At 38.6% G+C, this 25,973-nt stretch carries 29 protein-coding genes and 1 riboswitch; of the genes, 8 read left to right on the top strand and 21 right to left on the bottom strand.

From position 1 onward, the window contains the following. Positions 1-130 precede the first annotated feature (130 nt). Complete coding sequence (locus M3210_RS03610) at positions 131-643, top strand: phosphatidylglycerophosphatase A family protein (protein WP_251511720.1); 513 nt, start codon at positions 131-133, stop codon at positions 641-643. A gap of 37 nt (positions 644-680) precedes the next feature. Here the strand turns inward: M3210_RS03610 and M3210_RS03605 are convergent, their stop codons facing one another. Next, positions 681-1,328 (bottom strand): helix-turn-helix transcriptional regulator, encoded by a 648-nt coding sequence (locus tag M3210_RS03605; RefSeq protein WP_251511576.1) that lies wholly within the window; start codon positions 1,326-1,328, stop codon positions 681-683. Positions 1,329-1,341: 13 nt separating this feature from the next. Beyond that, positions 1,342-1,779 (bottom strand): DUF86 domain-containing protein, encoded by a 438-nt coding sequence (locus M3210_RS03600; protein ID WP_251511574.1) that lies wholly within the window; start codon positions 1,777-1,779, stop codon positions 1,342-1,344. Positions 1,780-1,874: 95 nt separating this feature from the next. Between M3210_RS03600 and M3210_RS03595 the strand changes: the two genes are divergently transcribed. Continuing rightward, a complete protein-coding gene (locus M3210_RS03595) occupies positions 1,875-3,323 on the top strand; it encodes an amidase (protein ID WP_251511572.1) in 1,449 nt (482 codons plus the stop codon). A gap of 76 nt (positions 3,324-3,399) precedes the next feature. Beyond that, the gene (locus M3210_RS03590) at positions 3,400-3,660 is read left to right on the top strand and encodes a hypothetical protein (protein ID WP_251511569.1); all 261 of its coding nucleotides are present in this window, start codon (positions 3,400-3,402) and stop codon (positions 3,658-3,660) included. Between the two features lie 27 nt (positions 3,661-3,687). Here the strand turns inward: M3210_RS03590 and M3210_RS03585 are convergent, their stop codons facing one another. Beyond that, positions 3,688-3,963 carry a YutD family protein gene (locus M3210_RS03585; protein WP_251511566.1) on the bottom strand — a complete coding sequence of 92 codons (276 nt, stop codon included), beginning with the start codon at positions 3,961-3,963 and terminating at the stop codon, positions 3,688-3,690. Positions 3,964-4,085: 122 nt separating this feature from the next. Between M3210_RS03585 and M3210_RS03580 the strand changes: the two genes are divergently transcribed. Further along, on the top strand, positions 4,086-4,634 hold the full coding sequence (locus tag M3210_RS03580) for a YhcN/YlaJ family sporulation lipoprotein (protein WP_251511563.1): 549 nt from the start codon (positions 4,086-4,088) through the stop codon (positions 4,632-4,634). Positions 4,635-4,639: 5 nt separating this feature from the next. Beyond that, positions 4,640-5,611, top strand: coding sequence for a M23 family metallopeptidase (locus tag M3210_RS03575; protein ID WP_251511560.1), 972 nt, complete (start codon positions 4,640-4,642; stop codon positions 5,609-5,611). A 33-nt stretch (positions 5,612-5,644) separates the two neighbouring features. On the opposite strand, the gene M3210_RS03570 is transcribed toward M3210_RS03575, so the two are convergent. The 8 genes from M3210_RS03570 to M3210_RS03535 all read right to left on the bottom strand — a co-directional run bounded on the left by M3210_RS03570 (position 5,645) and on the right by M3210_RS03535 (position 13,767). After that, on the bottom strand, positions 5,645-5,752 hold the full coding sequence (locus tag M3210_RS03570; RefSeq protein WP_251511557.1) for a methionine/alanine import family NSS transporter small subunit: 108 nt from the start codon (positions 5,750-5,752) through the stop codon (positions 5,645-5,647). After that, positions 5,752-7,269, bottom strand: coding sequence for a sodium-dependent transporter (locus tag M3210_RS03565; RefSeq protein ID WP_251511554.1), 1,518 nt, complete (start codon positions 7,267-7,269; stop codon positions 5,752-5,754). The genes M3210_RS03570 and M3210_RS03565 overlap by 1 nt, the downstream gene beginning before the upstream one ends. Positions 7,270-7,511: 242 nt before the next feature. Next, positions 7,512-9,062 (bottom strand): Na+/H+ antiporter NhaC family protein, encoded by a 1,551-nt coding sequence (locus M3210_RS03560; RefSeq protein WP_251511551.1) that lies wholly within the window; start codon positions 9,060-9,062, stop codon positions 7,512-7,514. A gap of 134 nt (positions 9,063-9,196) precedes the next feature. After that, positions 9,197-9,372, bottom strand: a riboswitch (Lysine riboswitch). 43 nt (positions 9,373-9,415) lie between these two features. Further along, positions 9,416-10,195: a sporulation protein YunB gene (yunB, locus tag M3210_RS03555; protein WP_251511549.1), complete on the bottom strand. Its 780-nt coding sequence runs from the start codon at positions 10,193-10,195 to the stop codon at positions 9,416-9,418. A gap of 212 nt (positions 10,196-10,407) precedes the next feature. Beyond that, positions 10,408-10,716: a YunC family protein gene (locus tag M3210_RS03550; RefSeq protein WP_251511548.1), complete on the bottom strand. Its 309-nt coding sequence runs from the start codon at positions 10,714-10,716 to the stop codon at positions 10,408-10,410. Between the two features lie 122 nt (positions 10,717-10,838). Continuing rightward, entirely contained in the window at positions 10,839-12,242 is a 1,404-nt protein-coding gene (locus tag M3210_RS03545; RefSeq protein ID WP_251511547.1) for a bifunctional metallophosphatase/5'-nucleotidase, read from the bottom strand. Between the two features lie 12 nt (positions 12,243-12,254). Next, positions 12,255-13,076: a sulfite exporter TauE/SafE family protein gene (locus tag M3210_RS03540; RefSeq protein ID WP_251511546.1), complete on the bottom strand. Its 822-nt coding sequence runs from the start codon at positions 13,074-13,076 to the stop codon at positions 12,255-12,257. Between the two features lie 190 nt (positions 13,077-13,266). Then, positions 13,267-13,767 carry a spore coat protein gene (locus M3210_RS03535; RefSeq protein ID WP_251511545.1) on the bottom strand — a complete coding sequence of 167 codons (501 nt, stop codon included), beginning with the start codon at positions 13,765-13,767 and terminating at the stop codon, positions 13,267-13,269. A 189-nt stretch (positions 13,768-13,956) separates the two neighbouring features. On the opposite strand from M3210_RS03535, the gene M3210_RS03530 reads away from it, so the two are divergent. Continuing rightward, positions 13,957-14,232: a YqhV family protein gene (locus tag M3210_RS03530; protein ID WP_251511544.1), complete on the top strand. Its 276-nt coding sequence runs from the start codon at positions 13,957-13,959 to the stop codon at positions 14,230-14,232. Here the strand turns inward: M3210_RS03530 and M3210_RS03525 are convergent. From M3210_RS03525 to M3210_RS03515, 3 genes are read right to left on the bottom strand one after another with little or no spacing between them, the layout of a single operon-like run. Further along, positions 14,203-14,997: an ATP-binding cassette domain-containing protein gene (locus M3210_RS03525; RefSeq protein WP_251511543.1), complete on the bottom strand. Its 795-nt coding sequence runs from the start codon at positions 14,995-14,997 to the stop codon at positions 14,203-14,205. The genes M3210_RS03530 and M3210_RS03525 overlap by 30 nt on opposite strands. Before the next feature lie 19 nt (positions 14,998-15,016). Continuing rightward, positions 15,017-15,784: an aliphatic sulfonate ABC transporter permease SsuC gene (gene ssuC, locus M3210_RS03520; RefSeq protein WP_432806973.1), complete on the bottom strand. Its 768-nt coding sequence runs from the start codon at positions 15,782-15,784 to the stop codon at positions 15,017-15,019. Positions 15,785-15,836: 52 nt separating this feature from the next. Next, entirely contained in the window at positions 15,837-16,787 is a 951-nt protein-coding gene (locus M3210_RS03515; RefSeq protein ID WP_251511539.1) for a sulfonate ABC transporter substrate-binding protein, read from the bottom strand. Positions 16,788-16,937: 150 nt separating this feature from the next. On the opposite strand from M3210_RS03515, the gene M3210_RS03510 reads away from it, so the two are divergent. Both M3210_RS03510 and M3210_RS03505 read left to right on the top strand, forming a co-directional pair. Beyond that, positions 16,938-17,429, top strand: a complete 492-nt coding sequence (locus M3210_RS03510) for a DUF3231 family protein (protein WP_251511538.1) — start codon at positions 16,938-16,940, stop codon at positions 17,427-17,429. 26 nt (positions 17,430-17,455) lie between these two features. Next, positions 17,456-18,733, top strand: a complete 1,278-nt coding sequence (locus M3210_RS03505; protein WP_251511537.1) for an MFS transporter — start codon at positions 17,456-17,458, stop codon at positions 18,731-18,733. Positions 18,734-18,742: 9 nt separating this feature from the next. Here the strand turns inward: M3210_RS03505 and M3210_RS03500 are convergent, their stop codons facing one another. The 7 genes from M3210_RS03500 to sufC all read right to left on the bottom strand — a co-directional run bounded on the left by M3210_RS03500 (position 18,743) and on the right by sufC (position 25,608). Continuing rightward, positions 18,743-19,351, bottom strand: coding sequence for a YitT family protein (locus M3210_RS03500; protein ID WP_251511536.1), 609 nt, complete (start codon positions 19,349-19,351; stop codon positions 18,743-18,745). A 108-nt stretch (positions 19,352-19,459) separates the two neighbouring features. Beyond that, positions 19,460-20,194: a YqjF family protein gene (locus M3210_RS03495; RefSeq protein WP_251511535.1), complete on the bottom strand. Its 735-nt coding sequence runs from the start codon at positions 20,192-20,194 to the stop codon at positions 19,460-19,462. Positions 20,195-20,417: 223 nt separating this feature from the next. Then, a complete protein-coding gene (gene sufB, locus M3210_RS03490) occupies positions 20,418-21,815 on the bottom strand; it encodes a Fe-S cluster assembly protein SufB (protein WP_251511534.1) in 1,398 nt (465 codons plus the stop codon). A gap of 32 nt (positions 21,816-21,847) precedes the next feature. Continuing rightward, positions 21,848-22,285, bottom strand: a complete 438-nt coding sequence (sufU, locus tag M3210_RS03485) for a Fe-S cluster assembly sulfur transfer protein SufU (protein WP_251511533.1) — start codon at positions 22,283-22,285, stop codon at positions 21,848-21,850. Beyond that, entirely contained in the window at positions 22,275-23,495 is a 1,221-nt protein-coding gene (locus M3210_RS03480) for a cysteine desulfurase (protein WP_251511532.1), read from the bottom strand. Before M3210_RS03480 ends, sufU begins: the two co-directional genes overlap by 11 nt. Next, complete coding sequence (gene sufD, locus M3210_RS03475; protein ID WP_251511531.1) at positions 23,495-24,808, bottom strand: Fe-S cluster assembly protein SufD; 1,314 nt, start codon at positions 24,806-24,808, stop codon at positions 23,495-23,497. Before sufD ends, M3210_RS03480 begins: the two co-directional genes overlap by 1 nt. 17 nt (positions 24,809-24,825) lie before the next feature. Then, positions 24,826-25,608, bottom strand: a complete 783-nt coding sequence (gene sufC / locus M3210_RS03470) for a Fe-S cluster assembly ATPase SufC (protein ID WP_251511530.1) — start codon at positions 25,606-25,608, stop codon at positions 24,826-24,828. Positions 25,609-25,973: the final 365 nt, after the last annotated feature.

The following is a 25,973-nucleotide window of genomic DNA, read 5'->3' as shown; positions in this document are numbered from 1 at the left end:
CGTTCAAGGTTACAAAATGCATGAATCATTAAAAAAGTATTTCTACCGTCTGTTCCCCTATGGCTGAACAGTTGTGCCGAATAAACAGAACCCTGACGGTGATTTAACTACATTTGAAAAGGTGATGAGAATGGAAAAGCGTGTAAAATTAAGTGACTTGGAAAAAAAAGCCCGTCAACTTCTTGAAGAACGCGGTGTAAAAATTGATGATATAGCTGAACTCGTTTATTACTTACAGTCCAGCTACCATAATGAATTGACGATGGATGAATGCAGGTATAATGTCAACAGAGTATTATCAAAGCGTGAAGTACAGAATGCTGTCATTACAGGGATTCAACTCGATGTCCTTGCCGAAAAAAAACTTCTCGAAGAACCATTGCTTGAAACCATTGTTACAGATGAGAGTTTATATGGAGTAGATGAAATTATCGCTTTATCAATTGTAAACGTTTATGGCTCAATCGGATTTACCAATTACGGTTATATCGACAAACAGAAGCCGGGAATTTTGAAAAGATTGAATGATAAATCCAGCGGTAGTGTAAATACATTTCTTGATGATATAGTCGGTGCCATTGCCGCCGCAGCATCAAGCCGTCTAGCGCATTCATCTGTCGATCAAGAAAACATTGTCGATTGAACAATAAAACACGAAAAAAAGCCGCGTATGCGGCTTTTTAACTATGCTGTCCACTATCCACTGCAGGATTTTTTATTAACCATCTACAAACATGGGCACCACCCGTAATCAATGCTTCCGGCTTTACCTGACTATGTTCAAAGATATGATTATACATTATTTTTTCATTCTTACAAACTTGACGGTAATGTCTGGCAATATTGGCTATCGGACAGTTATAATTTATTAAAAAGTAGTCACCTTCAGGAGTCCTTTCCACTTCCAACATATAACCCGCTTGATTTTGCACTTCGACCAATGTATTTACTTTTTCATCAAAGTCCTTGCCATCCAACTCTGCCAGCAGTTTGGCTTCCTCACGTTCCATTCGTTTAAATAATAGCTGCTTTACAGTTTCCGGTCCGTGAAGCTCTTCAAGATCCTCCAGTAATTCAACCGGTAATTGTTCATATTGATTTGGGAATATTCCATGTCCCTTATCCGTTAACTCATATGTATAGTACGGCCGGCCAATTTCCTGCTTATGGGCTTTCCTCTTAATTAACTTTTGCTTTTCAAGTTCGTGTAAATGCTTGCGAATCGCCGGCTCTGATATAGTGAAGAAATCCATCAAGCCATCGATGGTGATTGCTTTATTTTTTTTCAAAATCATTAAGAGCTTCTCTTTCGTGGTTTTCTTTTTCATGATTATCACCTTTTTACTCTTTTAAGAAAGCATTTGCCACTCCAAGCTCATTCTTTAAGTATGTTCTAATATATGTACTAAATTCCTTTAACGCCGGGGTACTCTTCAGTAATGTATTTGCGATTTTCTGTTGGTCCACATTTACATAATCCGTTACGATATCTTTCCTTAATTCTATGAATGATTTATAAATTGCTTCCTCTTCTTCCGGTATCACTTTCTCATCAATAAGGATATCGATAATGTCTTCATAACTTCCCGGATCACGCATAATAAATCCATCAATCATCATATTTCCTACATCGAGGGTTGATTCAATTAAGATGTGAACGATTCTTTCCCGAGCAAGATACTCAACCGGTGTAGAAAAATTGTTTTCATCCAACAATACAAGTAATTCATCCATATATGTTAAAATCTCTTCAATTTTATTACGATCAACAAAATACATGACATGCCCCTCCCATAGTTGTGCTCCCTCTTATCATATCACATAAAGTATGAATTTACAGGAAAAAATGCTATAGTTAAAGTAGATAGAGACACTTGTTAAAGGGGGGCTCAAAAATAAATACATCGATATTAGATATGGATGCTACTGCTCTTGCTGAAAAGTTAAGAAATGGGAAGTTGACTAGTATAGAAGCCGTGACCACCTACATCGAACACATCCAAAAAACAAACCCTCAGATTAATGCACTAGTAGAAGATCGGTTTGAAGAAGCAACTGCCGAAGCTTTACAATTTGACGAAAATCAAAGGAATGGAAAAAAGCAAAACGGTAAACTTGCAGGAGTACCGATCAGTGTAAAAGAAGCCTTTAACGTTGCAAATATGAAAACAACCGGTGGATTGGAACATCGACAAGATTTAATTGCTAGGGACCATGCGGAAGTCATTCAAAAGCTTCGTGATGAAGGCGCTATTATTTTAGGTAAGACGAACACCCCTGCTCTCTCCTATTGTCAGGAAACAGATAATAAGCTATATGGGCGAACGAACAATCCATGGAATCTCAACAAGTCTGCAGGAGGATCAAGCGGAGGTGAAGGTGCCTTACTAGCCGTTGGAGGAGCATCGGTTGGTATCGCTTCTGATATCGGTGGTTCCATTCGTATCCCTTCCCACTTTAATGGCGTTGTAGGCTTTAAACCAGGAATGTACAAAGTTTCTTCCGTTGGACATTATCCGGAAATTACACAACCACTTCAAGAAAGAATGTTAGGAATCGGACCAATGGGGAAATCAGTACGAGATATGGAGTTGGTTTATCGGATCATTTCAGATTCCAGTCCGAAGACAGTCTTCTTAAAAGAATATAAAATCGAACTAATATCAGAACAAGTAAACTATCCATTAGCTGATAGCACAAAAAATATGATGCGGGCAATTGAAGACTTTTTAGATCAACTCATTTATACGAAACGTGGAGTTCCACCATTATTTGACGAGACTGCTCTACTTTGGCAGGAGATCATGTCCATTGACGGAAGTGCAAAAATTGAACAAGAAGCATTCAGTCATGACCGGTCCCCTGTGTTCCGTTCGTATATGCGAGAACGAATTACAAAAAATAGTAAAGTTCATCCATATCTTTCTTGGGCAATATTAGGTTCCAAAATGTTTAAGCCGTCAAGACGACGAATAAATGAAATTAAAGAAACCATTAATCGTGGCGATGAATGGTTGGATGACTATTTAAGTAACCGTTTGCTTATTTTACCTGTATACCATACGACCGCTCCTGCTCACGGTCAGGTTTTCAAAGAGATATTCTCAATCCGCAAGACGTTTTTACAATTTATGCCTTATGTCGCCTATGCAAATGTTTGGGGGTTGCCGGCATTGACTTTACCAGTCGGCAGAGATGAAAATGGGATGCCGATCAGTATCCAAATCATCAGCTCAACAGGAAATGAAAATGCCATTTTCCGCCTCGGCTCGATTATCGAGAGGAAATTCCACGGCTACAATCGCTGTAAAAGATTAGATTAACCTTAAACTTCCAAATTAATTTTGACATGAGAAACTCCTTTCTGACAAAAGCTACAGTCAGAAAGGAGCTTTTTCTATGAGAGAAGAAAAGAGAAAATATTACGATATGATAAGCAGCAGAAGAATGAAAAATCAACTCATTCCAGAGGAATTTCCTGAAGGGGCATATGGCTCAGCCATTAATGAAGCAGTACCAGTGGAGGGGAAATCCACCCCTTGGGAAGAAGGTCAATATCGGGAAAGCGCATATGTTTTTCCTCATAAGTCGCAGCATGACGATCTCCCTAGACAGGCCGACGGTGCCCATCCTATTCATGATGAAAAAAATAAAACGTAGCCGTTTAATTTTATGAACGGCTATGTTTTATTTTGTGATTTTCTTCAAGACAAAATAAGCGCACCCAAAGTTACAATGCTCTAAAATATAATCTTGAACTGTGCTTATTTTAGAATCGATAGGTGCCTTGGAGTTTCTGTCATGATAAAAACCTTTCATCCGTAGTTGGTCATAACCCCAATCACCAACAATATAATCGTACTTCGCAAGAATATCCGCATATCTTTCTTTAATTGCTTCTTCTTGAAAACCGTCCTTGACGTTTTCAATCAGTTCATAATGTTTTCCGTTCAATTCGAACAAGTCGCCACCCCCATTGCCTTCCATTAGTTTACCATATGAATGAAAGAAGTGAAATATTTCTATGTATGATTTCTTTCCATTAACCCACACTAAAGCACAAAAGGGGTTGAAGGAGGAAAAATATGAAGAAGTTCATATATTCAGTTGTATCGGTATGTTTATTAATGTTAAGTATTGGTTGCCAACAATTACAAAGTACAGACGATGAGCAACTGGAAATACTGAATCCAAATGATCATAATGGGTCGCAAGATGAAGGACGAAGCACGAAGCTTGGCTATGTAAGGTATACAAAGGAAGAATACAGTGTAGATCAAAATAATGAAGAATATACCATCGACCGTGAAGAAACAGCCAATATGATAACAAAGACAATACTTCAAACAGGTGATTTTAATGAAGTAGCCACACTTGTCACCGATGAGGAAGTTATCATCGCCTTTGATAAAAACCCTGACTTGAATGAAAATGAAGCAGCAGATATCGCGAAAAAAACCGCTCGTTCCATTTTGCCAAGTTTCTATGAAGTATATACAACATCAAATCCTTACCATATGGATGAAATCCATAGTTTACATTTAGAAACTACAAATGATAAGGAGAACCACAAAGTTATCGAGCGATTAATAAACGGAATTGCAGAGGAAAACCATGATCCAAAACGGAGGTGATCTTCTTGCTCCCCAAGCAAATATCCTTGTTTAGTTTCGCATTCCTTTTATTTTGGTTAAGTTCCTCTTATGTCTTCGCTGAGAATGAAGATTCTGTTTATAAGGAGCGAAAAGCATTATTTCAAAAGATGGAAGCACTCTCGCAGATTCCTTGGTACTATTTTGCAGCAATTGATAACTATGAACGTAACAAAAAACCTTCGAGCGAGGAAGAACAAGTAATCTCCGTTGAATTTGATGAAGACAGTTGGTATGGTATCGGTAACTATACACAGAATGCCGATATTCATATCATCAAACTTTTCGATGGAATAGGACAAGATGGAAATGGAGACGGAATTGCAAGCCTTGACGAAGATGAAGATATTATGTACACACTAGCCATGCTACTGCTCGATGAAGGACCTACAAGTGATGATATTAAAGTGGCACTCTGGAAGCATTATAAACGGGACTTAACAGTAAAATCAATTATGAATACTGCACGAGTATTTGAGAAGTTCAATGAGATAAATTTGACTAATCGAGATTTCCCTGTGGATATCAACTACAACTACAGTTACCGGAATACTTGGGGAGATAGAAGAGGCTACGGCGGACTGAGAATCCATGAAGGTACGGATATTTTTGCGGACTATGGGACACCAATCAAATCAACCACCTATGGTGTTGTGGAAATGATGGGTTGGAATCGGTTTGGAGGCTGGCGTATCGGGATCCGTGATATCTACAATATTTATCATTATTACGCCCATATGAGTGGTTTTAATGAAGACATCAAGGTCGGAACCATCGTACAACCAGGCGATATACTCGGTAGTGTCGGTTCAAGCGGTTACGGTCCTCCAGGTACGTCCGGCAAATTCCCTCCACATCTCCATTATGGAATGTACAAAGATGATGGATATAAGGAATGGTCTTTTGATCCTTACCCATATCTAAGGAAATGGGAAAGGATGGCAAGAAATAATCGTTAAAGAACCAGCGGGAGTGATCCCACTGGTTTTTTATTAATTTGTATCCTTTTGTTTTCTGAACGCATTCCAAATACTTGCTGCTAAACCACCCCAAAGAATGACCATTCCAATAATCATGACTACAATCGATGAAGCACTCATTATTTAGCCTCCCTCTCGTCTAGGTAATCTACGTTTTCATCTACATTTGCTTTCCATTTTGTCATGGACATGAGAATACCTATAAGTAAAGCTAATCCAGCCACGGTCCAACCACCAAATAGAATAAACGTGTCAGAGTATCCTTCATAGTTTTCTGTAAGATTTTGTTTAAATAAACCAATCATCATATATCCCATTACAATAGGTGTAATCAAACCTAAACTAATGGTCCACCATGATCCAAGTCGTATGTCGGAGATTGGATTTGCATGATCTTTAAGCCCTTTAAGTTCGCGTAAAATCCAAGCAATTAATATAACTTCAACCAATCCAATGAAAGCGACTCCAAATTGATTAATGAAATAATCCACTACATCAAGGAAAAATAGTCCTCCCTGTGTCGCAAACAATAAGGAGATAATTGCGGCAACTCCTCCTCCAAATAGTACCGATTTTCCTCGTGACAAATTAAACTTATCAACCATTCCTGCCACATATGTCTCGGTAATGGATATTAATGAAGTTAGACCTGCTAAAGTTAGGGACAAGAAGAATAACAATCCAAATAGCTCCTTCATGGCCGGGAACTCGTTGATGATTGCAGGGAATGCTACAAATGCAAGACCAACTCCCCCACTAACCACTTCATCAATCGGCACATTAGCTTGTGTGGCCATGAAACCTAAAATTCCAAATACTCCAATACCAGCCAGTAGTTCAAATCCTGAGTTTCCAAAGCCGACGATAAAGGCGTTATTCGTAATATCTGATTTTCGTGACAAATAACTGGAATACGTAATCATAATGGCAAATGCTATGGAAAGACTGAAGAAAATTTGACCGTAAGCTGCAATCCAAACTTCAGGTGACAATATTTGACTAAAATCTGGCTTGAAGAATGCATCCAAACCACTTAACGCTCCTGGTAGAGTAACTGCACGTACTACAATTATGAGAAAGATGATCACTAATGCAGGGATGAAAATACGGTTTGCCAATTCAATTCCTTTACTAACCCCACGATATAGAATAAATAATACAATTGCCCAAACTAGAATTAGCGGGAATAAAACTCCTGGAACCATACTTCCTACTTGGCCCGGAACTTCAGCCAATTTCAAATAATCGCCAAACAAAAATCCTTCTGTGTCTGAACCCCATGCAAGCGATAAAGAGAAATAAGCATAAGAAATTGCCCAGGCGATAATGACGGAATAGTAGGTGGAAATGACGAAAGCTACTAGAACTCCCCACCAACCGATGAATTCAGTTTTCTTATTCATCCTTCTAAAAGTTAATGGTGCAGACCCGCGATACTTATGTCCCATCGTAAACTCCATGATAAGTATTGGTATTCCGGCGGTCAATAGTGCAAATAAATACGGGATAAAAAATGCTCCTCCACCATTCTCATAAGCCACTGCAGGGAATCGCCATATATTCCCCAGACCTATTGCTGAACCGACAGCTGCTAAAATAAACCCCGCCCTTGTTCCCCATTGAGAACGTGTTTCCATAGTAATACCTCCCTTTTCGGCCCCTTCATACAAAATACACGAAGGAATCTTTTAATTATTATATCTTTTCAGATATTTATGCTTGTATTATATAATTTATCATCGATATAGTCAAAGAATATTTAATATCTATAAATTATTCTGAAATATTATGTAAGTTTCTAACAAAGTTAAACAGTATTATGACTGCTAAAAATGCAAAAAAACGTACTTTTCTTAGTTAAAGAAAAGTACGTTTTGTATTAAGCATTTTTTGTATTTCTGCTATGAATCACAAACCCAATTACTAAAACGATAACGAGTGTAATTATCAATGGTAAGATTGTCATTTCAAGTAATCCCATGAGTAAGTACCCAACAATGGACACAACAGCTGCAATTATTGCATAAGGAAGCTGTGTCAATACGTGATCGATGTGATTTGCACCTGCTCCGGTCGCTGAAAGAATGGTGGTATCTGAAATTGGTGAACAATGATCCCCAAACACAGCTCCAGCCAATACAGCAGCCAAAGTAGGTAATAGTAAGTTAATATCAATCACTGCAGAAACTTCAGCCCCGATTGCAAGCATAATTGTAAATGTACCCCACGATGTTCCAGTTGCAAGAGCCATAATTCCCGAAATAACAAAGAATAATACTGGTAGAAATACACCGCTGATATTTGCATTATTAAGTAACTGGGCTAAATAAGTCCCCGTTTCCAATGATGAGATAATTGATCCAATCATCCATGCCAAGATGAGTATATAAATTGCCGGAAGCATGGATTTCATACCTTGGATAAAAATATTCATTACACTTGCTTTAGGAGCACTATGAATCATATGGAGAATGAGTGCAAACAGAACAGATATTGCTCCACCTATGAATAAGGACAAGTTGACATCCGTGTTTGCAAACATAGAAAGGATTGTCACTTCACCCTCCGAAGCTCGAGCTCCTGTAACTAGCATAGCAGTTACAGTTGCTAAGACAAGAACAAGGATCGGCAAAATTAAATGGTATACTTTTCCTTTAGGATGAGCTTCAATAGTGTCACCTAAATCACCAGGAACTTTACTGTTTTCCGGATCAATCAATTCCCCAGTTTTCTGAGCACGCTCTTCATGAATTCGCATCGGTCCGATATCAACTTTTAAATATGCTACAAGAAACACAAGCAGGATTGCAGATATTGCATATAGATTCATTGGAATCATCCGAATAAATCCTTCAATTGGTTGGATGTCTGTAATTCCATTCGCTACAAAAATCGAACCCAATAAACCAATAATAAATGCTCCCCAGCTTGAGATTGGTGAAAGGACTGTGATAGGTGCTGCCGTCGAGTCGATTATATATGCCAGTTTAGCGCGAGAGATTTTTTGACGATCAGTAACAGGTCTAGCTATTTGACCTACCGCCAAACTCGCAAAGTAATCATCGATAAAAATAATAATACCTAGTATGGCTGTCATGATTTTTGCACCAGCACGGGTTTTCACCCTTTTAAGCATCCAGTTTCCAAAAGCTCTGCTTCCACCAGATCCTTGGAGAAACGCTGTCATAACCCCTAACAATAGCAGGAAGGAAATTAACAAAATGTTTCCTAGATTGAGCTCTCCTTCAGATACAAATATTTCGTAAAAAACTCCCCAAACTTCTTGTATAGATCCTAGAATGTTAAAGTTATGAATAAATAATGCACCAAGTACAATTCCGACTCCAAGTGAAAGTAAAACCCTTTTTGTAACTATTACTAATACAAGCATTACCAGTGCAGGTATTATAGAAAAAAATGTACCTACCATTTCGATTTCCCCCATTTATTTTTTTTAGAAGCATAGAGTACTTTTGAACGAACGGAAGGTACATAGTCAAATAAAAAACAATGACAGAAAATAACCATCATTGTTTATATGTAACAATATACGTTATCTCCATTTCGATCAGTAGTTCTCCATGCCAAGTTTCAGCATGACAGTAAGCCTCTTATTCAAAGACATACCAGCAAATAATAAGATGACGCTTATTACGCTTCGGCAAATAATCCTTTTACTAACCATCATCGTTGTCATTCTCCTGTTAGTTACTCATATTACCTGCACCTCTACCTCACCGATCGGATAAGGCTGCTATTAAGTTCTGAAACCACTATACTAGATTATTGCTCATTCTGCAAGTCCGTCTGAATATCCTCTTTCGGAACAGCAATGGATGGAGGTGTTCCACCACCATAAAAATCAGGTACTTCGCCCATCAATGCAGCCCCATCTATATAGATTTGGGAAGTCACCGTCGTTAAATCGGAAGAAAATGGAACAATCACTTGCACATCAGCTTCAACATTTAAATAAAAAGAAATCCAAAGACCGTTAATACCAAATTCCATTTGCTCCCAAGTAATATTTGTCCGAACGGTACCAATTATTTCTAAATTGATTGGAATTCTAGGACCGAGGTTTGCCAGCACCGTGTTCCCTGTCACTTGACCAAGTGGAATTTCGACTAAAGTAGGGTCTTCATAAAGTCGTTCCTCTATCCCATTCGTGTAATCATACCTGTCTTCTTCGTCATGTAAAATCGGATCACCATGATTTAATCGATTAAAATACTCCTCAATTCGTTGGGTTGCATGCCGATTAATTTCACTAAGTGCATCTGACTTTGGTGAATAGGTGGCAACTTTCCCATTATTATCATATTCAATCGTTGCTATGTCCGTAAAATCATAGTCTTCAGTAAAGCTGACCGCACGATTGATGGCTCGAGTGGCAAATTCGTTCGTTTTTTCTTTGGCAATGTCCATTAACGTGGGCTTTATTCCCCTATCGATCAATGCGATACTGCCAAGAACCGCGATTGTAAATATAACGATTGTCAACAATAGAATCAATTGCGTTGGAGGTGAACTAAATTTCTTTGGGTATCTTCTTTTACGCATGCTACAACCCCCTTATGTCATATTTATGCACATATTTAGGGAGATAGACTAGCACAAAAATAGATGTGTTCCGCCAGCTCAGGTTTACGACTTCAGCTCTCTTCATCCAGTACGTAATCTCACACGGACTATGTCTTTTGGTATTGGGTGTTCTTCATCGATAGAAACTAAAAAAGTCTATTCCCTGAAGTGAAATCCTTCAGGGAATAGACTTAAGAAATGAGTAGAAGTGCTTCCCTTCCTGTTATTCCTTCTTTCCAACCATACTCTCTTGAAGCATCTGTAACTTTCTCTAATGGAGCATCAAGTAACTGTTCAATCGTCCGTACACCTACAGCTCTTCCTGCAACCACTTTTCTTTCTTGCAATTTAGGGATTTCGTTGAAAATATCTACGTCCAAAGCTGCACACATAATGTAACCAACTTCATTTGATACCGTCAGAAGAGTAGTTTTTGGCAGTTCTACACTTACTGCAGTGAACTGCATCCCTTCAATCTCGATTGGATTAACAGTAATCATCTAAGAAGGCCTCCTTTATATACATAATTAAGTTATGCAATAATGGACCTTCTTGTCACTGATACATCTTTCTTAAACGATTACTATTACCAGAAGCAATAAGACACAAATTCAATGAGTTATTACCGCTGCAACGCTTTTCTTTTCAATGTTTCCAACAATAGATCTCTCAAGAACTCTGGCAGGAAATAATCTTTCTTCTCTGATTTCGCTATCTCTGGTAGCAGGCGTCCGAATGTAAAAGTATCTGCTGTCGCGATTCGATATGTTTTTTGTTTATCCACAGGGGTCCCATCTGAAAAAGTCACTTCCGTTACCGCCTCTGTGCCGTCAGGATTAGTCCTTATATTAATGGAAAGTCCGGAGAATAGCATTCTCCCTATCACTTCTCCTCTGAATCCAAATCCCTTCAGCTCAAACTCCATAAAATCTCTTTTTAGCGAGGCACGAATAACTTCAATCAATTCGTCACCTTTTAGTTGGACAACGACAGGATTAATTGGGTGAGGACATATCCGGTGAACATCCCCATACGTAATGGGACCCTTTGGCAATGCACCAAGCAGTAAGCCAGCATTTAATAAAGCAGCGTCAGCATCTGTCCACATTCTGATTGTATCTGTCAATTCTTGCATAATCGGGGTATCTTTATACCATTCCACATCTAGTGGCTCCTCGAGTACGACTACTTCTTTCTCTAATAATAAGTCCGCTTTCTCTTGAAGCTCCTCCAGCAAAACTGCCGTTCCCTGATCAACTGGATGATCAGATACATTCGTAGCGTACGCCTCTTTCGTCGATATTTGTTCAGATTCATGATCATAGGTTAAAATTACTTCTCCTACATATACACAGTGCTTTCCCGCTGCAGTAATCAGGCAATTATTTACATATTCTCCTGTTCGTAGCAGATGATGTGTATGTCCTCCGATAATAACATCTATTTCCGAAAACCTCCTGGCAATCTCTTGATCTTCACTAAGTCCTAAATGAGATAGCAGGATAATAATATCGGTTTTCTCGCTTAATTCAAGCAAATTCGTTTCCAGTTCATCATAAGGTGAGGTTACAGTCCAACCCAACGGGTCATAAAAAGCTGTAAACGGCGCTGTCAATCCAATGAAACCGAGACGAACTCCCGAATCTGTCTCAAATATGTTCGTATCAACCAACCATTTTGGAGGTTGGCCTGATTTTGGCTGTAGATTAGCACAAACCACTGGATAATCAGCTTCATCATAAAGATGGTATAAATCATCATGAGCAAGAGTGATACCTTCATTATTGCCGATTGTCACGACATCATAGCCGACTTCGTTCATTAATTCCACATTCGCTTTTCCCATTGTAGCCTCTGAAATGGGATCGACCCGGTCCATATGATCACCAGCATCAACTATATAATGGACCTCCCCTTTAGAGCTGCGGATTCTTTTCTTTTCCTTCAAATAACCAGCTGTACGGGGCCATTGTGTAAAATTACTGTGTAAATCATTCGTATAGTATATATAAATATTTTCTTTCATGAATCTTGCTCCTTAGCCTAATCCTTGAATGATCATACGAATTCCAATAAATATCAATAACAGTCGAAGTATCCATTCCAATGTTTTGCTGGACAGCATTTGATTCACTTTAGCACCAAGCTTTCCACCTACCCAAGCTCCAGGAATGAAGAACAATACGTATTCCCAAACGATATGTCCAAGAGCGATATGTGTCACTGAGCTAAAAATACTAACGAAGAAAATCATAAACATGGATGTTGCTGTAGCGATATGAACTGGAAAACCAAATAAGAGGATCATTGCTGGTACCATAATGGAACCACCACCAATACCAAATAAACCAGATAGAACCCCAACGATCAGGGCCAGAAATATTGCTCCTACTGCATGGACCTTATATTGATATCTTTCACCATTAACCTCAAAAGTCCGAACACCTTTCCCAGTCAGATCCACTGTTCTAGGCTCTTTCTTTTTAAAAAATAATATCATTGCAATCAATATCATTAATATACCGAAGTAAAGCTGAAATGTCTCTGCTTCGACATATTGGTTCAGCCACGCCCCAATGATTCCTCCTGGTATGCTCCCTATCATGAAAAGAAAACCGGTGCGATAATCCACCCGCTTCACCTTTAGATAAGATAAGGTGGAAGCTAATCCCGTAAATATCATGACAATTAGAGAGATACCGACGATTGCTTGAGGAGTTGCCCAAGCAAAAGCATCGGATATAGAGGCAAACAATATAAGAGTCGGAACGAGTATAACTCCTCCACCTAGACCCATTATTGAACCTACAAACGCTGTAACGAGTCCAATGATCAAACAAATAATAAATACCACTTCCATCACTTCCATCCAACGATAAATAATACGTACAGATACACTTATAATGAAACTATATCAGCGATTCTAAGGAATGAAAACCATTTCGCATATTTTTAGTGGAATTTTTATCTTCCATCGAAAATATGTACATCACTCAAAAATATAAAAACACCCTAGGAAGTTTATTCCTAGGGTGGTGGTAACCATATTATTAAAAGTCCATATTTAGTGCTTTTGTTGCAATGTTGATATCATTTCTTAATAATTTATGGAGGTCGTATGACGGATAAAGCCCTCTTTCGTACATATAAGCATATACCATTTCATGTGTTTCGATTGCACGTTGCAATTGTTTATTTAACGTTTCCCTTAATATCGGCGTTGCAGTTTCCGTTATTGCAATTGAATAATTCCTTACAGCAGTTTTTGCAAAAGCCAACAAATCTCCAGAGAAAAAACCACTATCCAAGTTTCTTTCCAATTCCTCTTCTTCTCTAGGAGCCAATTGATAAAATGCAAGTAGTTCCCTAAGGTTTGTTTCTAATCCTCTTATTGTTTCGGCATAAAGTCTACGCAATGCAGGATCTTTCACTTCACCGATAAACTTTTTTAGCTTCATTAATCCAATTGCCTGAAAAACTACTAATTCATGCAATTCCATTGTTTCATGCCAAGCTAAATGATTTGGTCTTCTTACTTCCTTCTCTTCCATTGTACTCCCCCTTCACACTAACAATCTTATCCTATTCAATATATGGGCAATTGGAAGCTTGCCATTAGCATATTAACCAGATATTTCGTGAGAGATAAAAATAAACCCTCATCACAAAGAGGGTTCTGTCCTTTATTGGACGAGTCCTGCATATATTTTATTAAAATACATATTGCAGGGGGAAATACCATGTTTGCTCTTTTTGAAACAGCCATACTTTTTATGGCTCTTTTCCGAATTCTTTCCGGTTCCATCGAAATATTTGCAGCACTCCTCATGTTGAAATTTAATGAAGTTGAAAAAGCATTAATCATTAATAGCTCATTAGCATTTGTCGGACCATTAATACTTCTTACCACTACAGCTATCGGTATCGCTGGCATGTCTTCTAAAATATCGATAAGTAAGTTTTTTTGGATTTTTCTTGGAGCGACCCTAATTATTTACGGAATCAAGAAGGGATAAAGACAATTCAGGAAGCAATACCGGATATTCCTTATCTTCATTCCGATTCATGATTTGTGACAAGATATCGTCCACATACAAAGCAAATGCCGGGTTTGTTCGTTTTCGGGGTCGCGGTAGAGAGATCGTTTGATCTAAGCTGATTTTCCCTTGATCTATCAATAAAACCCGGTCAGAAATGGCAACTGCCTCCTCCGCATCATGGGTAACGAGCACAGCGGTAAACTTCTTTTGTCTCCACAATGATTCGATTAGTTCCTGCATTTCCAATCGGGTTAGTGCATCCAATGCACCTAAAGGTTCATCCAGTAATAGCAGATCCGGATTATGCACCAATGCCCGTGCCAAAGCAACTCGCTGTTTTTGGCCTCCAGATAGCTTAGATGGATAATCATCCTTTCTTTCTTCCAGCCCTACTTGGGCTAATGCTTCCAATGCCTTGTTCCTTTTTTCTGTAGAAAGTCCTATACAGACATTATCAATAATCCGTTTCCATGGTAATAGTCTTCCATCTTGAAACATGATCCGTGCCTTTTTATTAAGCCCTTCCAATTTCTCACCATCCAGTATAATGGAGCCTCCTTCTGCATCTTCAAGACCAGCAACAAGGCGTAAAAGGGTACTTTTACCACACCCGCTTTTTCCGACAACGGAAACAAATTCACCTTTCTTAATCTCAACATCCAATCCATTTAATACATTACGATTATCATATACTTTTTCCAATTTATTGATTTGTATATTTATCCCGTTCCTATTTTCCAACCCTAACACTCCTCAGTATTCATGCATTCCATTTCAATAATCTACCCTCAAAATATCTGGCAATGACATCAGACAACTTTCCAAACAATGCATAAATTAAAATACTTAATACGATAATGTCCATCTGCATAAATTCTCTAGCGTTCATTGCCATATACCCAATGCCTGATTGAGCGGAGATGGTTTCAGCCACAATTAAAGTTAGCCACATTACACCAAGTGAAAATCTTATTCCTACCAGTATGGATGATAATGCACCTGGTAATATGACATGGAAAAACAACTTATAACCTTTTAACCCATACGATTTCCCCATTTCAATCAATCCCTTATCGACTGATTTAATTCCATGATAGGTGTTAATATAGACTGGAAATAAAACTCCTAATGCAACCAGGAAAATTTTTGACGTTTCTCCAATTCCAAACCATAGGATCACCAAAGGAATCAATGCCAAATGAGGAATATTTCGCAGCATTTGAACGGATGTATCAAACAGTAATTCAGAAAAACGAAATACGCCATTTAACAAACCTAATACAAAGCCAATAACTCCTCCAATAACAAAACCAATGAAAGCCCGCACTAAGCTGATAGACATATGTTCATACAATTCCCCATTAGATATGAGTTGGATTGCTGCCTGAATGATTTCTGTTGGAGCTGGTAAGATTCTTTCTGAAATGATACCAAGAGAAGATACAATCTGCCAGCAGATAAGGAATATGCACGGAATGAACCACGGTAAAAATCTCTGAAATGACTTTTTGATGATGCTTTTGTTCATGTTCATTCTCCTATCTTAAATTAACATTCGATAAGATGAGGCAAAACTGGCGTTAATCAATGATAACTTCTTTTATTTCAAGTTCCTTTGGAATGATATCCAAATCGTAAAAAATATCAGCAATTTCCTGCTGTTCCTTAATGATTTCCTCACTTATCGCCTCGACTCCATACGTGCGGCGTTCCACTGACATTCGGATTGAATCTTCATCAATCCCTAATAGTGGTGCCAACTTTTCAACAAGTTCATCATGATTACTATTCGCCCATTTCGATGATGCATCGATTTCTTCAATGATTACATCGACGATTTCCGGGTGAGCGTCATAAAAATTTTCAGTTGCAACAAAAAAATCACGGTCTGTTGTTAATCCTTCCCCATCGACAAGTAACCTACCGTTTGAATGAAGCTCTGTCGATGCAACAAACGGATCCCAGACAACCATCGCATCAATTGTTCCTTGTTCAAATGCGACGCGGGCATCTCCAGGAGTAAGATATGCTGGTGTTATATCATCTAGTGTTAAACCAGCCTTTTCCAGTGCCTTAATTAATAAATAATGGGAACTTGAGCCTTTCGCAAATCCAATAGTTTTTCCTTCTAATTGCTCCAATTCTGTGATTTCGGATTCATCTGGAACAAGAATCCCGCTTCCTTTAAATTTGGAAAAACCTGCAGCGACATATACAAAAGGCGTATCTGCAGCTTGCGCAAAAATGACAGGTGTATTACCCGTTCTCCCAAAATCTATACTATCCGCATTTAACGCTTCGACAAGAAGAGGACCTGCCTGAAATTCCTTCCACTCTACGGTAAACCCATATTGTTCTAACCGTTCATCTAGTGTTCCCAGTGATTGCAACAAAACAAGCGGGCCATTTTTCTGATATCCGATACGAACAATTTTTTCACTATTATCTTCAGAAGTAGAACCCTCTATTTGATTACATCCGGCAAATAAAACGAGGAGATACATGAAACTAAACATCAGTATTTTTCTCACAACTTTGACCATCCTTCATAAATAATATCCTGATGTTAGCCTATGAATAAAACATATCTAGGTTCCTGTCTCATGCATTTTCCAAATTTTGTTTTGGGATAATACCAATCGTTATGAGAGAAACTAAGCAAGATAAAAAGGAGGATTATCATGGTTAAAAACAAACAAGAGGATCCTTTTCATACAGGTGAAGTCTACCACCTTTGGAATTACCTTTATAGGACAAAAAACTTACTCGTAACCATGCAAGTACTTATTAATCATGCGGGAGACAATGATTTAAAGACATATGCAGAAGAACTCGTGGAAAGTTGTCTCATCCAAGAGGAACAAGCTGTGGAGGGAATCCTTAAGGAAGCTGGAATACGACTGCCTCCAGCACCTCCGGATCGTCCGAATGTAGAAGTAGAGGATATTCCTGCTGGGGCAAGATTCCATGACCCTGAAATCGCCACCATCATCCAAAAGGAGTTAATGAGTACAAGGGCTGAAAGCAGTTATGTTACTGGGATTGCACTAAGAGAAGACCTTCGTACGATGTTCGGCGAATTCCACGATCAGCAGGAAGAATACGAGCAAAAATTGGTAAATATCGCTAAAGAAAAAGGTTGGTTGGTACTTCCACCAATTAATATTAAATAACTTCCCGCAATGGTCCATTGCATCATATGGACACCTACAAACAGATTGTAATTGAATTGAAGGAGTGCACGACGTTGAAAAAAAATAAAGGAATGATAATACTAGCTGTTGGTTCCGTTCCTTTTATGATGACTTTAGGTAATTCCATGCTTATACCTGTTCTTCCTAAAATGAAGTCATCGATGGATCTATCTCAGCTACAGGTCAGTTTAACCATCACAGTATTTTCAATAGCGGCTGCAGTAATGATACCGATTGTAGGCTATTTGTCTGACCGTTATTCCCGGAAGATCATTATGCTTCCCTCACTTATTCTTTTTGCTCTCGGTGCATTTCTTGCCGGTCTTGGTGCAGCCTTCTTTGATTCATATTTATGGATTATTATTGGTCGAACGATACAAGGAATCGGGGCTGCAGGAAGCGCACCGATTGCGATGGCACTAATCGGGGATCTATTCAAGGGTGGGGAACGGAGTAGAGTGCTTGGAATTTTTGAAGCGTCGAATGGTTTAGGGAAGGTGTTATCACCTATTATCGGATCACTTCTGGCACTGATTGTCTGGCATTCCGTCTTTTTTGCCTTCCCCATTTTCAGTCTTGTCGCAGCAATAATGGTATGGATATTTGTTAAGGAAAAAAGCAATCGACAAGCACCACCTCCCTTCCGCAAATATGCTCGGGGGCTTTTAAGTGTCTTTAAACATGAAGGCAGATGGTTGTTTACAGCATATTTAGCTGGAGGAACTTGCTTGTTTACATTGTTCGGAATTCTTTTTTATTTATCTGATGTATTAGAATCGACATATAAAATTGACGGGGTATTGAAAGGTTTAATTTTAGCAATCCCATTACTCGTAATGGTGACTACCTCTTATATTACTGGAAGTAAAATAGGCAGCAATTTAGTTCGCATGAAACGCTTCTCAATTATTGGATTACTATTTATGACCATTTCATATGGCTTACTCGTTTGGGTGGAGAGTCTATTTCCTTTCTTACTTGTTCTAGCCCTAAGTAGTATTGGTGTAGGTTTGACACTGCCGTGTATTAACAGTTTAATAACAGGGGCTGTTGGAAAAGAGCGTCGAGGGTTTGTTTCTTCTTTGTACGGTTCAGTGCGGTTTATAGGTGTAGCCTTAGGACCTCCAATTTTCACAAGACTGATGGACTGGTCGAGAACAGGAATGTTCACAAGTATCGCTGCCTTTACTCTGCTTGTAGGTTTACTCGTTCTTTTTCTCATTCACGTAAAAGGGAAAGACGGAAAGCATCGAAAGAAAATCATCCGCTATAAATACGTGTAGGAGGACTTTTCATTTCTTCCGCCAACCTAGTGTATATGACTTATCGAATGATAATTGGAATATCATATTTACAACTTGGGTCGCAATCCATTGACTTAATAATGCAAGAATAATGATTTTCCAATCAATGATAATTGCAGCGAATATAAAAATAAAGCTGTTGATCCAAAATAACGAGCGACCTGGCAACACATTATATTTTTTAGATATAATCAATGCTAGTACGCCAGTTCCTCCATTTGAAACATTTTGTCGCATGAGGATACCAATTCCAATACCGAGAAATATTGAACCGAATACAAGATCTATCATTAAATTTCTGTTATGAACCGGAATCTGTTCAAAAAAAGTTACTGACAGAGAAGTCATCGTAATAGCTATAACAGTCCAAACCGCAAATCGTTTTCCTAAAACATATAGTCCTGCTAAGAGTAAGGTAAAGTTTACTATCCAAAGGGCAGTACCCATGCTTAAGCCAAACCAATAATTCAACAGTACGGTTATCCCGCCTGCACCACCTGAAGGAATGTATTGAGGAAATAAAAAAAGTCCCATTCCAAAGCCTTGGATTATTCCTCCCGCGATAACTAGTCCATATTTTATAATAACTGGTTTCATTATGCTCCTCCTTTAGCAAGCTTTAGATGGACATGTATCCTATTTTATTCATTCCTTCCTCTTATCATGAAAAAGATGGAGTAAAATAACGGATTTCCAGCTGTTATTTTACTCCACTTTTTTAATCGGCCAGAATAAAACCCGCTTCGTACTAGCGTAATGAAAGAGAGGATTTCCTATTATTGTGTCATCTGGGAAGTAAGAAAGTATTTGTTGTTGTGAAATATACACTTCAACATTGCTGACTTTCCATTGCTTATGATGTATATCGCCTTGATACAAAGAATCATTTCGATAAGACCATAAATGATACCTTTCTAAAAGCCAATAATCTAAACTGGATTCATCCGTATAAAATGCTTCATCAGAAGTTCGATAAGACACGTCTAAGCACGCACTCGTTTTCCCTTTCCTTCTAGATTTGAATTCAATTTTTCGCTTCTTTTTCATCCTCATCTGTGCAAAATAATAGGGCAACGACAATATTCGAGCACCAATTACCGCTAGTAAGTTATTTGCATCCAGGCTAAAGAAGTAAACACCAGTTTTTCCGCGGCGTTTTACATAAGTCCTCACATTCAATTCCAAATAGGAGTTTATAAAAGGTAACGGAGGCAAGTTTCTAATTCGCATACTTGTAACTCTAAATGGAATAATCGTTATCCAGGCTTTCCCATCAAATGTGTCCAGTTCTAAACCTTTAGGAAGAAGTTCGCTAATAATATTTGAGGGAACAGGAAGATGGATAAAAAGCAAGTCGTTCCATTTTTGAGTCATTATCCACGAACCTTCTGGCAATAGAGATTTCCGATGAGCGGTCGATTGAAGGATATCCCTGTACATAAGTTATCCCCTTACATATTTTATTCAACAGTATAAAGCAATCTTCTATACGGTTATGTTTTCCTTGATGGACCTAGAATAAACACCGTAGCTTCTCGATATCTAATCCAATGTTACTATTAAAATGTAGCCTGTATCATATGATTGGATCGAGACAAGTAAGTCAACTCCTAAAAGTAACCAAAAAACCCTTATCACATTGTGATAAGGGTTTTTCTGATAATTAACCAATGGATCCTTCCATTTCGAAGTTGATTAATCTGTTCATTTCAACAGCATATTCCATTGGAAGTTCCTTCGTAAATGGCTCGATGAAGCCCATTACGATCATTTCAGTTGCTTCAATTTCATTTAATCCACGACTCATGAGGTAGAATAATTGCTCCTCAGATACTTTAGATACTTTTGCTTCGTGCTCAAGTGAGATGTTATCATTTAAGATTTCATTGTATGGAATCGTGTCTGATGTAGACTGGTTATCCATAATCAACGTATCACACTCAATATTTGCACGTGCTCCATCAGCTTTACGTCCGAAGTGCACTAGGCCAAGGTAAGAAACTTTACCACCATTACGTGAGATAGATTTAGACACGATGGTAGATGAAGTGTTTGGTGCCAAGTGATACATTTTCGCACCAGCATGCTGTAATTGTCCTTTACCAGCTAACGCGATAGACATAGTGTTACCTCTTGCGCCTTCACCTTTCAATAGAATAGCTGGATATTTCATTGTAAGTAATGAACCAAGGTTACCGTCAATCCATTCCATCGTTCCATTCGCATCTACTGTAGCACGTTTAGTAACTAAGTTATATACGTTGCTCGACCAGTTTTGGATCGTTGTATAACGGCAATATGCATCTTTTTTAACAATAATCTCAACAACTGCACTGTGAAGTGAAGCTGAAGAATAAGTTGGTGCGGTACAACCTTCTACATAATGCACAGATGCATCTTCGTCAACAATGATCAACGTACGCTCGAATTGCCCCATGTTTTCCGTATTGATACGGAAGTATGCTTGTAATGGAGTGGAGCTCTTAACACCTTTAGGTACATAGATGAAAGAACCACCTGACCATACAGCTGAATTTAACGCTGCGAATTTATTGTCAGAGTAAGGAACAACTGTACCGAAGTATTCCTTGAATAACTCTTCATGTTCTTGTAATGCAGTATCTGTATCTGTAAAGATGATTCCTAATTCCTTAAGATCTTCTTTCAAACTTTGGTATACAACTTCTGACTCATACTGAGCAGAAACACCAGCAAGATATTTCTGTTCTGCTTCAGGAATTCCAAGACGGTCAAATGTATCTTTAATCTCTTCTGGAACTTCATCCCATGTTCTACCTTGCTTTTCAGAAGGTTTAACATAATAAACAATTTCATCAAAATCTAAACCGGATAAGTCCCCACCCCATTGTGGCATTGGACGGGAATAGAAATGTTCCAATGCTTTCAGGCGGTAGTCCAACATCCACTCTGGTTCATTTTTCATTTTGGAGATTTCCTCAACGACAGTTCGAGTCAATCCTCTTTCAGTACGGAAAACCGAAACATCCTTGTCACGGAAACCATATTGATAATCTCCTACTTCAGGCATATTCTTAGCCATAAATCGTAACCTCCTTTAGGTATTTCAAAACCTTAATCCTCTTCTTGGACACCTTTTTCCAATGCTTTCCATGCTAAGGTCGCGCATTTGATCCGGGCAGGAAACTTGGAAACACCTTGAAGTGCAATAATATCTCCCAAATCAAAGCCTTCTGTATCCACTTCCTTACCAAGCATCATATCAGAGAATAGCTCCGACATAGCCAAGGCATCATCAATCGGTTTACCTTTTATCGCTTGGGTCATCATGGAAGCCGATGACATACTGATGGAACAACCTTCCCCATCAAATCGTGCAGATTTCACTACACCATCTTCAATCTGCAGCTGTAGCTGAATCCGGTCTCCACAAGTAGGATTATTCATATCGACAGTTAGGGATCCACCATCTGCTAGTCCTTTATTTTTAGGATTTTTATAATGATCCATAATTACTTGTCTATAAAGCGAATCTAAATTATTAAAAGACATCACCAAAATACTCCTTCGCTCGCAACAGCCCTTGAACGAGACGATCAACATCTTCCTCTGTATTATACAGATAGAAACTTGCCCTCGCCGTTGCAGTAACATCCAACCACTTCATCAGTGGTTGTGCACAGTGGTGCCCAGCGCGTACTGCAATTCCTTCCGCATCCAAAACAGTTGCAGTATCATGTGGATGAACTTCTTCGAGGTTGAAGGTGACAAGAGCAGCGCGTTCTTCAGGACCATATATGGTAATTCCATCTATTTCACGCATTTTCTCCATTGCGTAGGCTGCAAGTTTTTTCTCATGTTCCAAGATATTATCTTGACCAACTTCTTTAAGAAAATCAATCGCCGCACCAAGGCCGATTGCACCAGCAATGATTGGAGTCCCACCTTCAAATTTCCAAGGAAGCTCTTTCCAAGTAGAATCATAGAGGTTCACAAAATCAATCATTTCTCCCCCGAATTCCACAGGTTCCATATTTTCCAATAGTTCACGTTTACCATATAATACGCCAATCCCAGTTGGAGCGCACATTTTGTGTCCTGAAAAAGCATAGAAGTCCACATTTAAATCTTGTACATCAACTTCCATATGAGGGGCACCTTGTGCGCCATCTACTACAATAACTGCACCATTTTCATGGGCAATTGCAGCAATCTCCTTAATTGGGTTGACCGTACCGAGTACATTAGATACATGAGTAATAGCGACAACCTTAGTCTGTGGAGTGACAATTTCCTTGACGTCGTCCAATGATATGGTGCCATCCTCTTGTAACGGAATATATTTTAACGTTGCACCAGTAGCCTTTGCAGCCTGTTGCCAAGGAATGATGTTACTGTGATGCTCCATCGGCGTGATGACGATCTCATCGCCTTCTTTCAAGTTGGCTCTTGCATAACTCCAGGCTACTGTATTGATTGATGTCGTAGTTCCACGGGTAAAAATAATTTCAGCAGTGCTTTTTGCATGAATGAAAGCCCGAACTTTTTCTCGTGCACCTTCATATAGGTCGGTTGCACGATTACCTAGAATATGCACGCCGCGGTGAACGTTTGAATTTGATTCCCTATAGTACTTATCCAAAGCTTCAATCACAGAAATTGGCTTCTGTGATGTTGCTGAGGAATCTAAGTACACAAGCGGATGTCCATTCACTTCCTGATTGAGAATCGGAAACTGTTCTCTAATGGCTTTTACGTCCATTAATTGATTTTCCTTTCAATCACATGTTTCAACTGTTGTTTCACAGAGTCAATCGGCAGTTGGGAAACAACTGGATCTAAGAATCCATGAATTAACAGGCGTTGTGCTTCATCATCAGTCAATCCACGACTTTTCAGATAATACATCTGTATTGGATCTACACGTCCCACGGATGCAGCGTGACCAGCTGTAACATCATCTTCATCAATTAGAAGAATTGGGTTCGCATCTCCACGAGCTTTTTCACTTAACATGAGAACACGAGACTCTTGTTCAGAGTTTGCTTTCGTTCCACCATGTTCAATTTTACCGATAGCATTGAATATTGCTGTCGATGCTTCTCTCATCACACCACGTTGTAGAATGAATCCATCAGAAGCTTTTCCATCATGATGCATGACAGATGTGAAGTTTTGTGTTTGGTTTCCACGTCCAACAGAAACAGCTTTTGCCTGAGATGTAGAGTTATCCCCTACTAAACGAGTTACGTTTTCAGAGATTGTATTTCCATCATTCATTTGTCCCAAAGCCCAATCAATAGTAGCATCTCTACCAGCAATACCACGACGGTTAACATAAGTTGTAGTTGCAGCTGCAAAGTTATCTACTGCACCATAAGCAACTTTCGCACCATCAAGAGCGTGTACTTCTGTAATGATATTAGCTACAGTCTCAGTTTCTGCATTATGAGAAAGATTGTTTTCTACATATGTGATTGAACTGTTTTTATCAACAACAACCAATACGTGGTTGATTAAAGTAATATCAGGATCTTCCTGCCAGAAGATTGTTTGGATTGGTGTTTCAATTTGTACGTTTTGTGGTACATATAGGAAAACACCACCATTAACAAGTGCAGCGTGAAGAGCTGTCAGTTTGTGTTCATTCACACTAACTCCATCTTCAGTCATGAAATATTTCTGCACTAAATCTCCATGCTCTCGAATAGCTGTGAGCAAATCAACGAAGATTACTCCTTTTTCTTTTAAATCCTCACTTAGAGAAGCATAAGCAACAGAATGGTTACGTTGGATAATTAGGTTTTCTGGAGCTTTATCTTCATCAAAGAATACTCTTAATTCTTCAGGTAAATCTTTAACGGAAGAAACTGCTTCACCTGTTTTGAACTCATGGTTGAAATCAGTGAAATTCCAATTTCTGATCGTTGTTTTATCAGGCTTTGGCATTTCCAGCTTTTCAGCCTGTTCAATTGCATCCAGACGGAAATTAAGCATCCATTCTGGTTCATTTCTATCTTTAGAAAACTGTTCAATATATGCCTTATCAAATGACAGTTTTGTTTCCACAGTCATGTTACTCCTCCTAACGTTTATGCATTTTCTACTGTTTCGTCTTCAATTCCTAACTCTTCTTTGATCCACTCATAGCCTTCAGCTTCTAGACGCTGCGCCAGCTCTGGACCACCAGATTTAACAACGCGGCCTTGCATCATAACATGTACATAGTCTGGTGTAATGTAGTTCAATAAACGTTGGTAGTGAGTAATGATCAATGTTCCAAAGTTTTCATCACGTAGTTTGTTGATACCTTTTGAAACTACTTTTAACGCGTCGATGTCAAGTCCTGAGTCGATTTCGTCTAAGATAGCAATCTCTGGTCTCAATAACATTAATTGAAGAATCTCGTTACGTTTTTTCTCTCCACCAGAGAAACCTTCGTTCAGATAACGAGTAGCCATACCTTTATCAATTTCTAAGTAATCTAGTGCCTCATCAAGTTCTTTAATGAATTGCATCAATGGAATTTCATCGCCCTCTTCACGACGAGCATTGATTGCACTGCGCAAGAAGTCAGATGTAGTTACACCACTAATTTCACTAGGATATTGCATTGCTAGAAACAGACCAGCACGTGCGCGCTCATCTACTTCCATTTCTAGTACATCTTCACCATTGAACGTAATGCTTCCTTCTGTTATTTCATAAAGTGGATGTCCCATGATTGCAGATGCTAAAGTAGATTTACCAGTTCCGTTCGGTCCCATGACTGCATGGAATTCTCCACCTTTAATTGTAAGGTCAACACCTTTTAATATCTCTTTATCTTCAATAGATACATGAAGATTTTTAATTTCCAATACTGAACCTGCCATAATTAATACCTCCAAATGCTATATTCTAGTTTTTCCGAGATGAATGTGAAATTCATTCTCAATCTATACTCATTACAATCTTAAAGGATTTCAAATTAATAATCAACCCATTCGGGCTTATGTCTATTAGATTGTATATTATCTGTCGAAAACCAAATAATCAAAGGATATTCAGCTCTCATACATTATAAATAAATGAATAAACAACTGTCCCCCTTTATTCGTTTTCTACTATAAAATGAAAAAAACAGTATGAGAATCTATCATCCTGTTTCTTCTATATTATATAATTATTATACACTATTTCACATTCTCATTTAAATTATAAGCCTGAAAATGGAATCTCCAGTTATAGCATATCATTC

It is taken from the genome of Oceanobacillus luteolus, assembly GCF_023715655.1.
Taxonomy (GTDB): domain Bacteria; phylum Bacillota; class Bacilli; order Bacillales; family Amphibacillaceae; genus Oceanobacillus; species Oceanobacillus luteolus.
Note: the sequence above shows the minus strand (reverse complement) of the source record. Positions and strands in the feature narration are given on the sequence as shown.

Bases quoted from the DNA above. Each gene is read 5' to 3' on its own strand.
- M3210_RS03550 (WP_251511548.1), bottom strand. From the start codon at position 10,716: ATGATTACTGTTAATCCAATCGAGATTGAAGGGATGCAGTTCACTGCA.
- M3210_RS03545 (WP_251511547.1), bottom strand. From the start codon at position 12,242: ATGAAAGAAAATATTTATATATACTATACGAATGATTTACACAGTAAT.
- M3210_RS03505 (WP_251511537.1), top strand. From the start codon at position 17,456: ATGGACACCTACAAACAGATTGTAATTGAATTGAAGGAGTGCACGACG.
- M3210_RS03610 (WP_251511720.1), top strand. From the start codon at position 131: ATGGAAAAGCGTGTAAAATTAAGTGACTTGGAAAAAAAAGCCCGTCAA.
- sufC (WP_251511530.1), bottom strand. From the start codon at position 25,608: ATGGCAGGTTCAGTATTGGAAATTAAAAATCTTCATGTATCTATTGAA.
- M3210_RS03480 (WP_251511532.1), bottom strand. From the start codon at position 23,495: ATGGACGTAAAAGCCATTAGAGAACAGTTTCCGATTCTCAATCAGGAA.
- sufD (WP_251511531.1), bottom strand. From the start codon at position 24,808: ATGACTGTGGAAACAAAACTGTCATTTGATAAGGCATATATTGAACAG.
- ssuC (WP_432806973.1), bottom strand. From the start codon at position 15,784: ATGAACAAAAGCATCATCAAAAAGTCATTTCAGAGATTTTTACCGTGG.
- M3210_RS03580 (WP_251511563.1), top strand. From the start codon at position 4,086: ATGAAGAAGTTCATATATTCAGTTGTATCGGTATGTTTATTAATGTTA.
- M3210_RS03500 (WP_251511536.1), bottom strand. From the start codon at position 19,351: ATGAAACCAGTTATTATAAAATATGGACTAGTTATCGCGGGAGGAATA.
- M3210_RS03530 (WP_251511544.1), top strand. From the start codon at position 13,957: ATGTTTGCTCTTTTTGAAACAGCCATACTTTTTATGGCTCTTTTCCGA.
- M3210_RS03570 (WP_251511557.1), bottom strand. From the start codon at position 5,752: ATGAGTGCTTCATCGATTGTAGTCATGATTATTGGAATGGTCATTCTT.
- M3210_RS03510 (WP_251511538.1), top strand. From the start codon at position 16,938: ATGGTTAAAAACAAACAAGAGGATCCTTTTCATACAGGTGAAGTCTAC.
- M3210_RS03590 (WP_251511569.1), top strand. From the start codon at position 3,400: ATGAGAGAAGAAAAGAGAAAATATTACGATATGATAAGCAGCAGAAGA.
- M3210_RS03540 (WP_251511546.1), bottom strand. From the start codon at position 13,076: ATGGAAGTGGTATTTATTATTTGTTTGATCATTGGACTCGTTACAGCG.
- sufU (WP_251511533.1), bottom strand. From the start codon at position 22,285: ATGTCTTTTAATAATTTAGATTCGCTTTATAGACAAGTAATTATGGAT.
- M3210_RS03565 (WP_251511554.1), bottom strand. From the start codon at position 7,269: ATGGAAACACGTTCTCAATGGGGAACAAGGGCGGGGTTTATTTTAGCA.
- sufB (WP_251511534.1), bottom strand. From the start codon at position 21,815: ATGGCTAAGAATATGCCTGAAGTAGGAGATTATCAATATGGTTTCCGT.
- M3210_RS03605 (WP_251511576.1), bottom strand. From the start codon at position 1,328: ATGAAAAAGAAAACCACGAAAGAGAAGCTCTTAATGATTTTGAAAAAA.
- M3210_RS03535 (WP_251511545.1), bottom strand. From the start codon at position 13,767: ATGGAAGAGAAGGAAGTAAGAAGACCAAATCATTTAGCTTGGCATGAA.
- M3210_RS03495 (WP_251511535.1), bottom strand. From the start codon at position 20,194: ATGTACAGGGATATCCTTCAATCGACCGCTCATCGGAAATCTCTATTG.
- M3210_RS03560 (WP_251511551.1), bottom strand. From the start codon at position 9,062: ATGGTAGGTACATTTTTTTCTATAATACCTGCACTGGTAATGCTTGTA.
- yunB (WP_251511549.1), bottom strand. From the start codon at position 10,195: ATGCGTAAAAGAAGATACCCAAAGAAATTTAGTTCACCTCCAACGCAA.
- M3210_RS03600 (WP_251511574.1), bottom strand. From the start codon at position 1,779: ATGTATTTTGTTGATCGTAATAAAATTGAAGAGATTTTAACATATATG.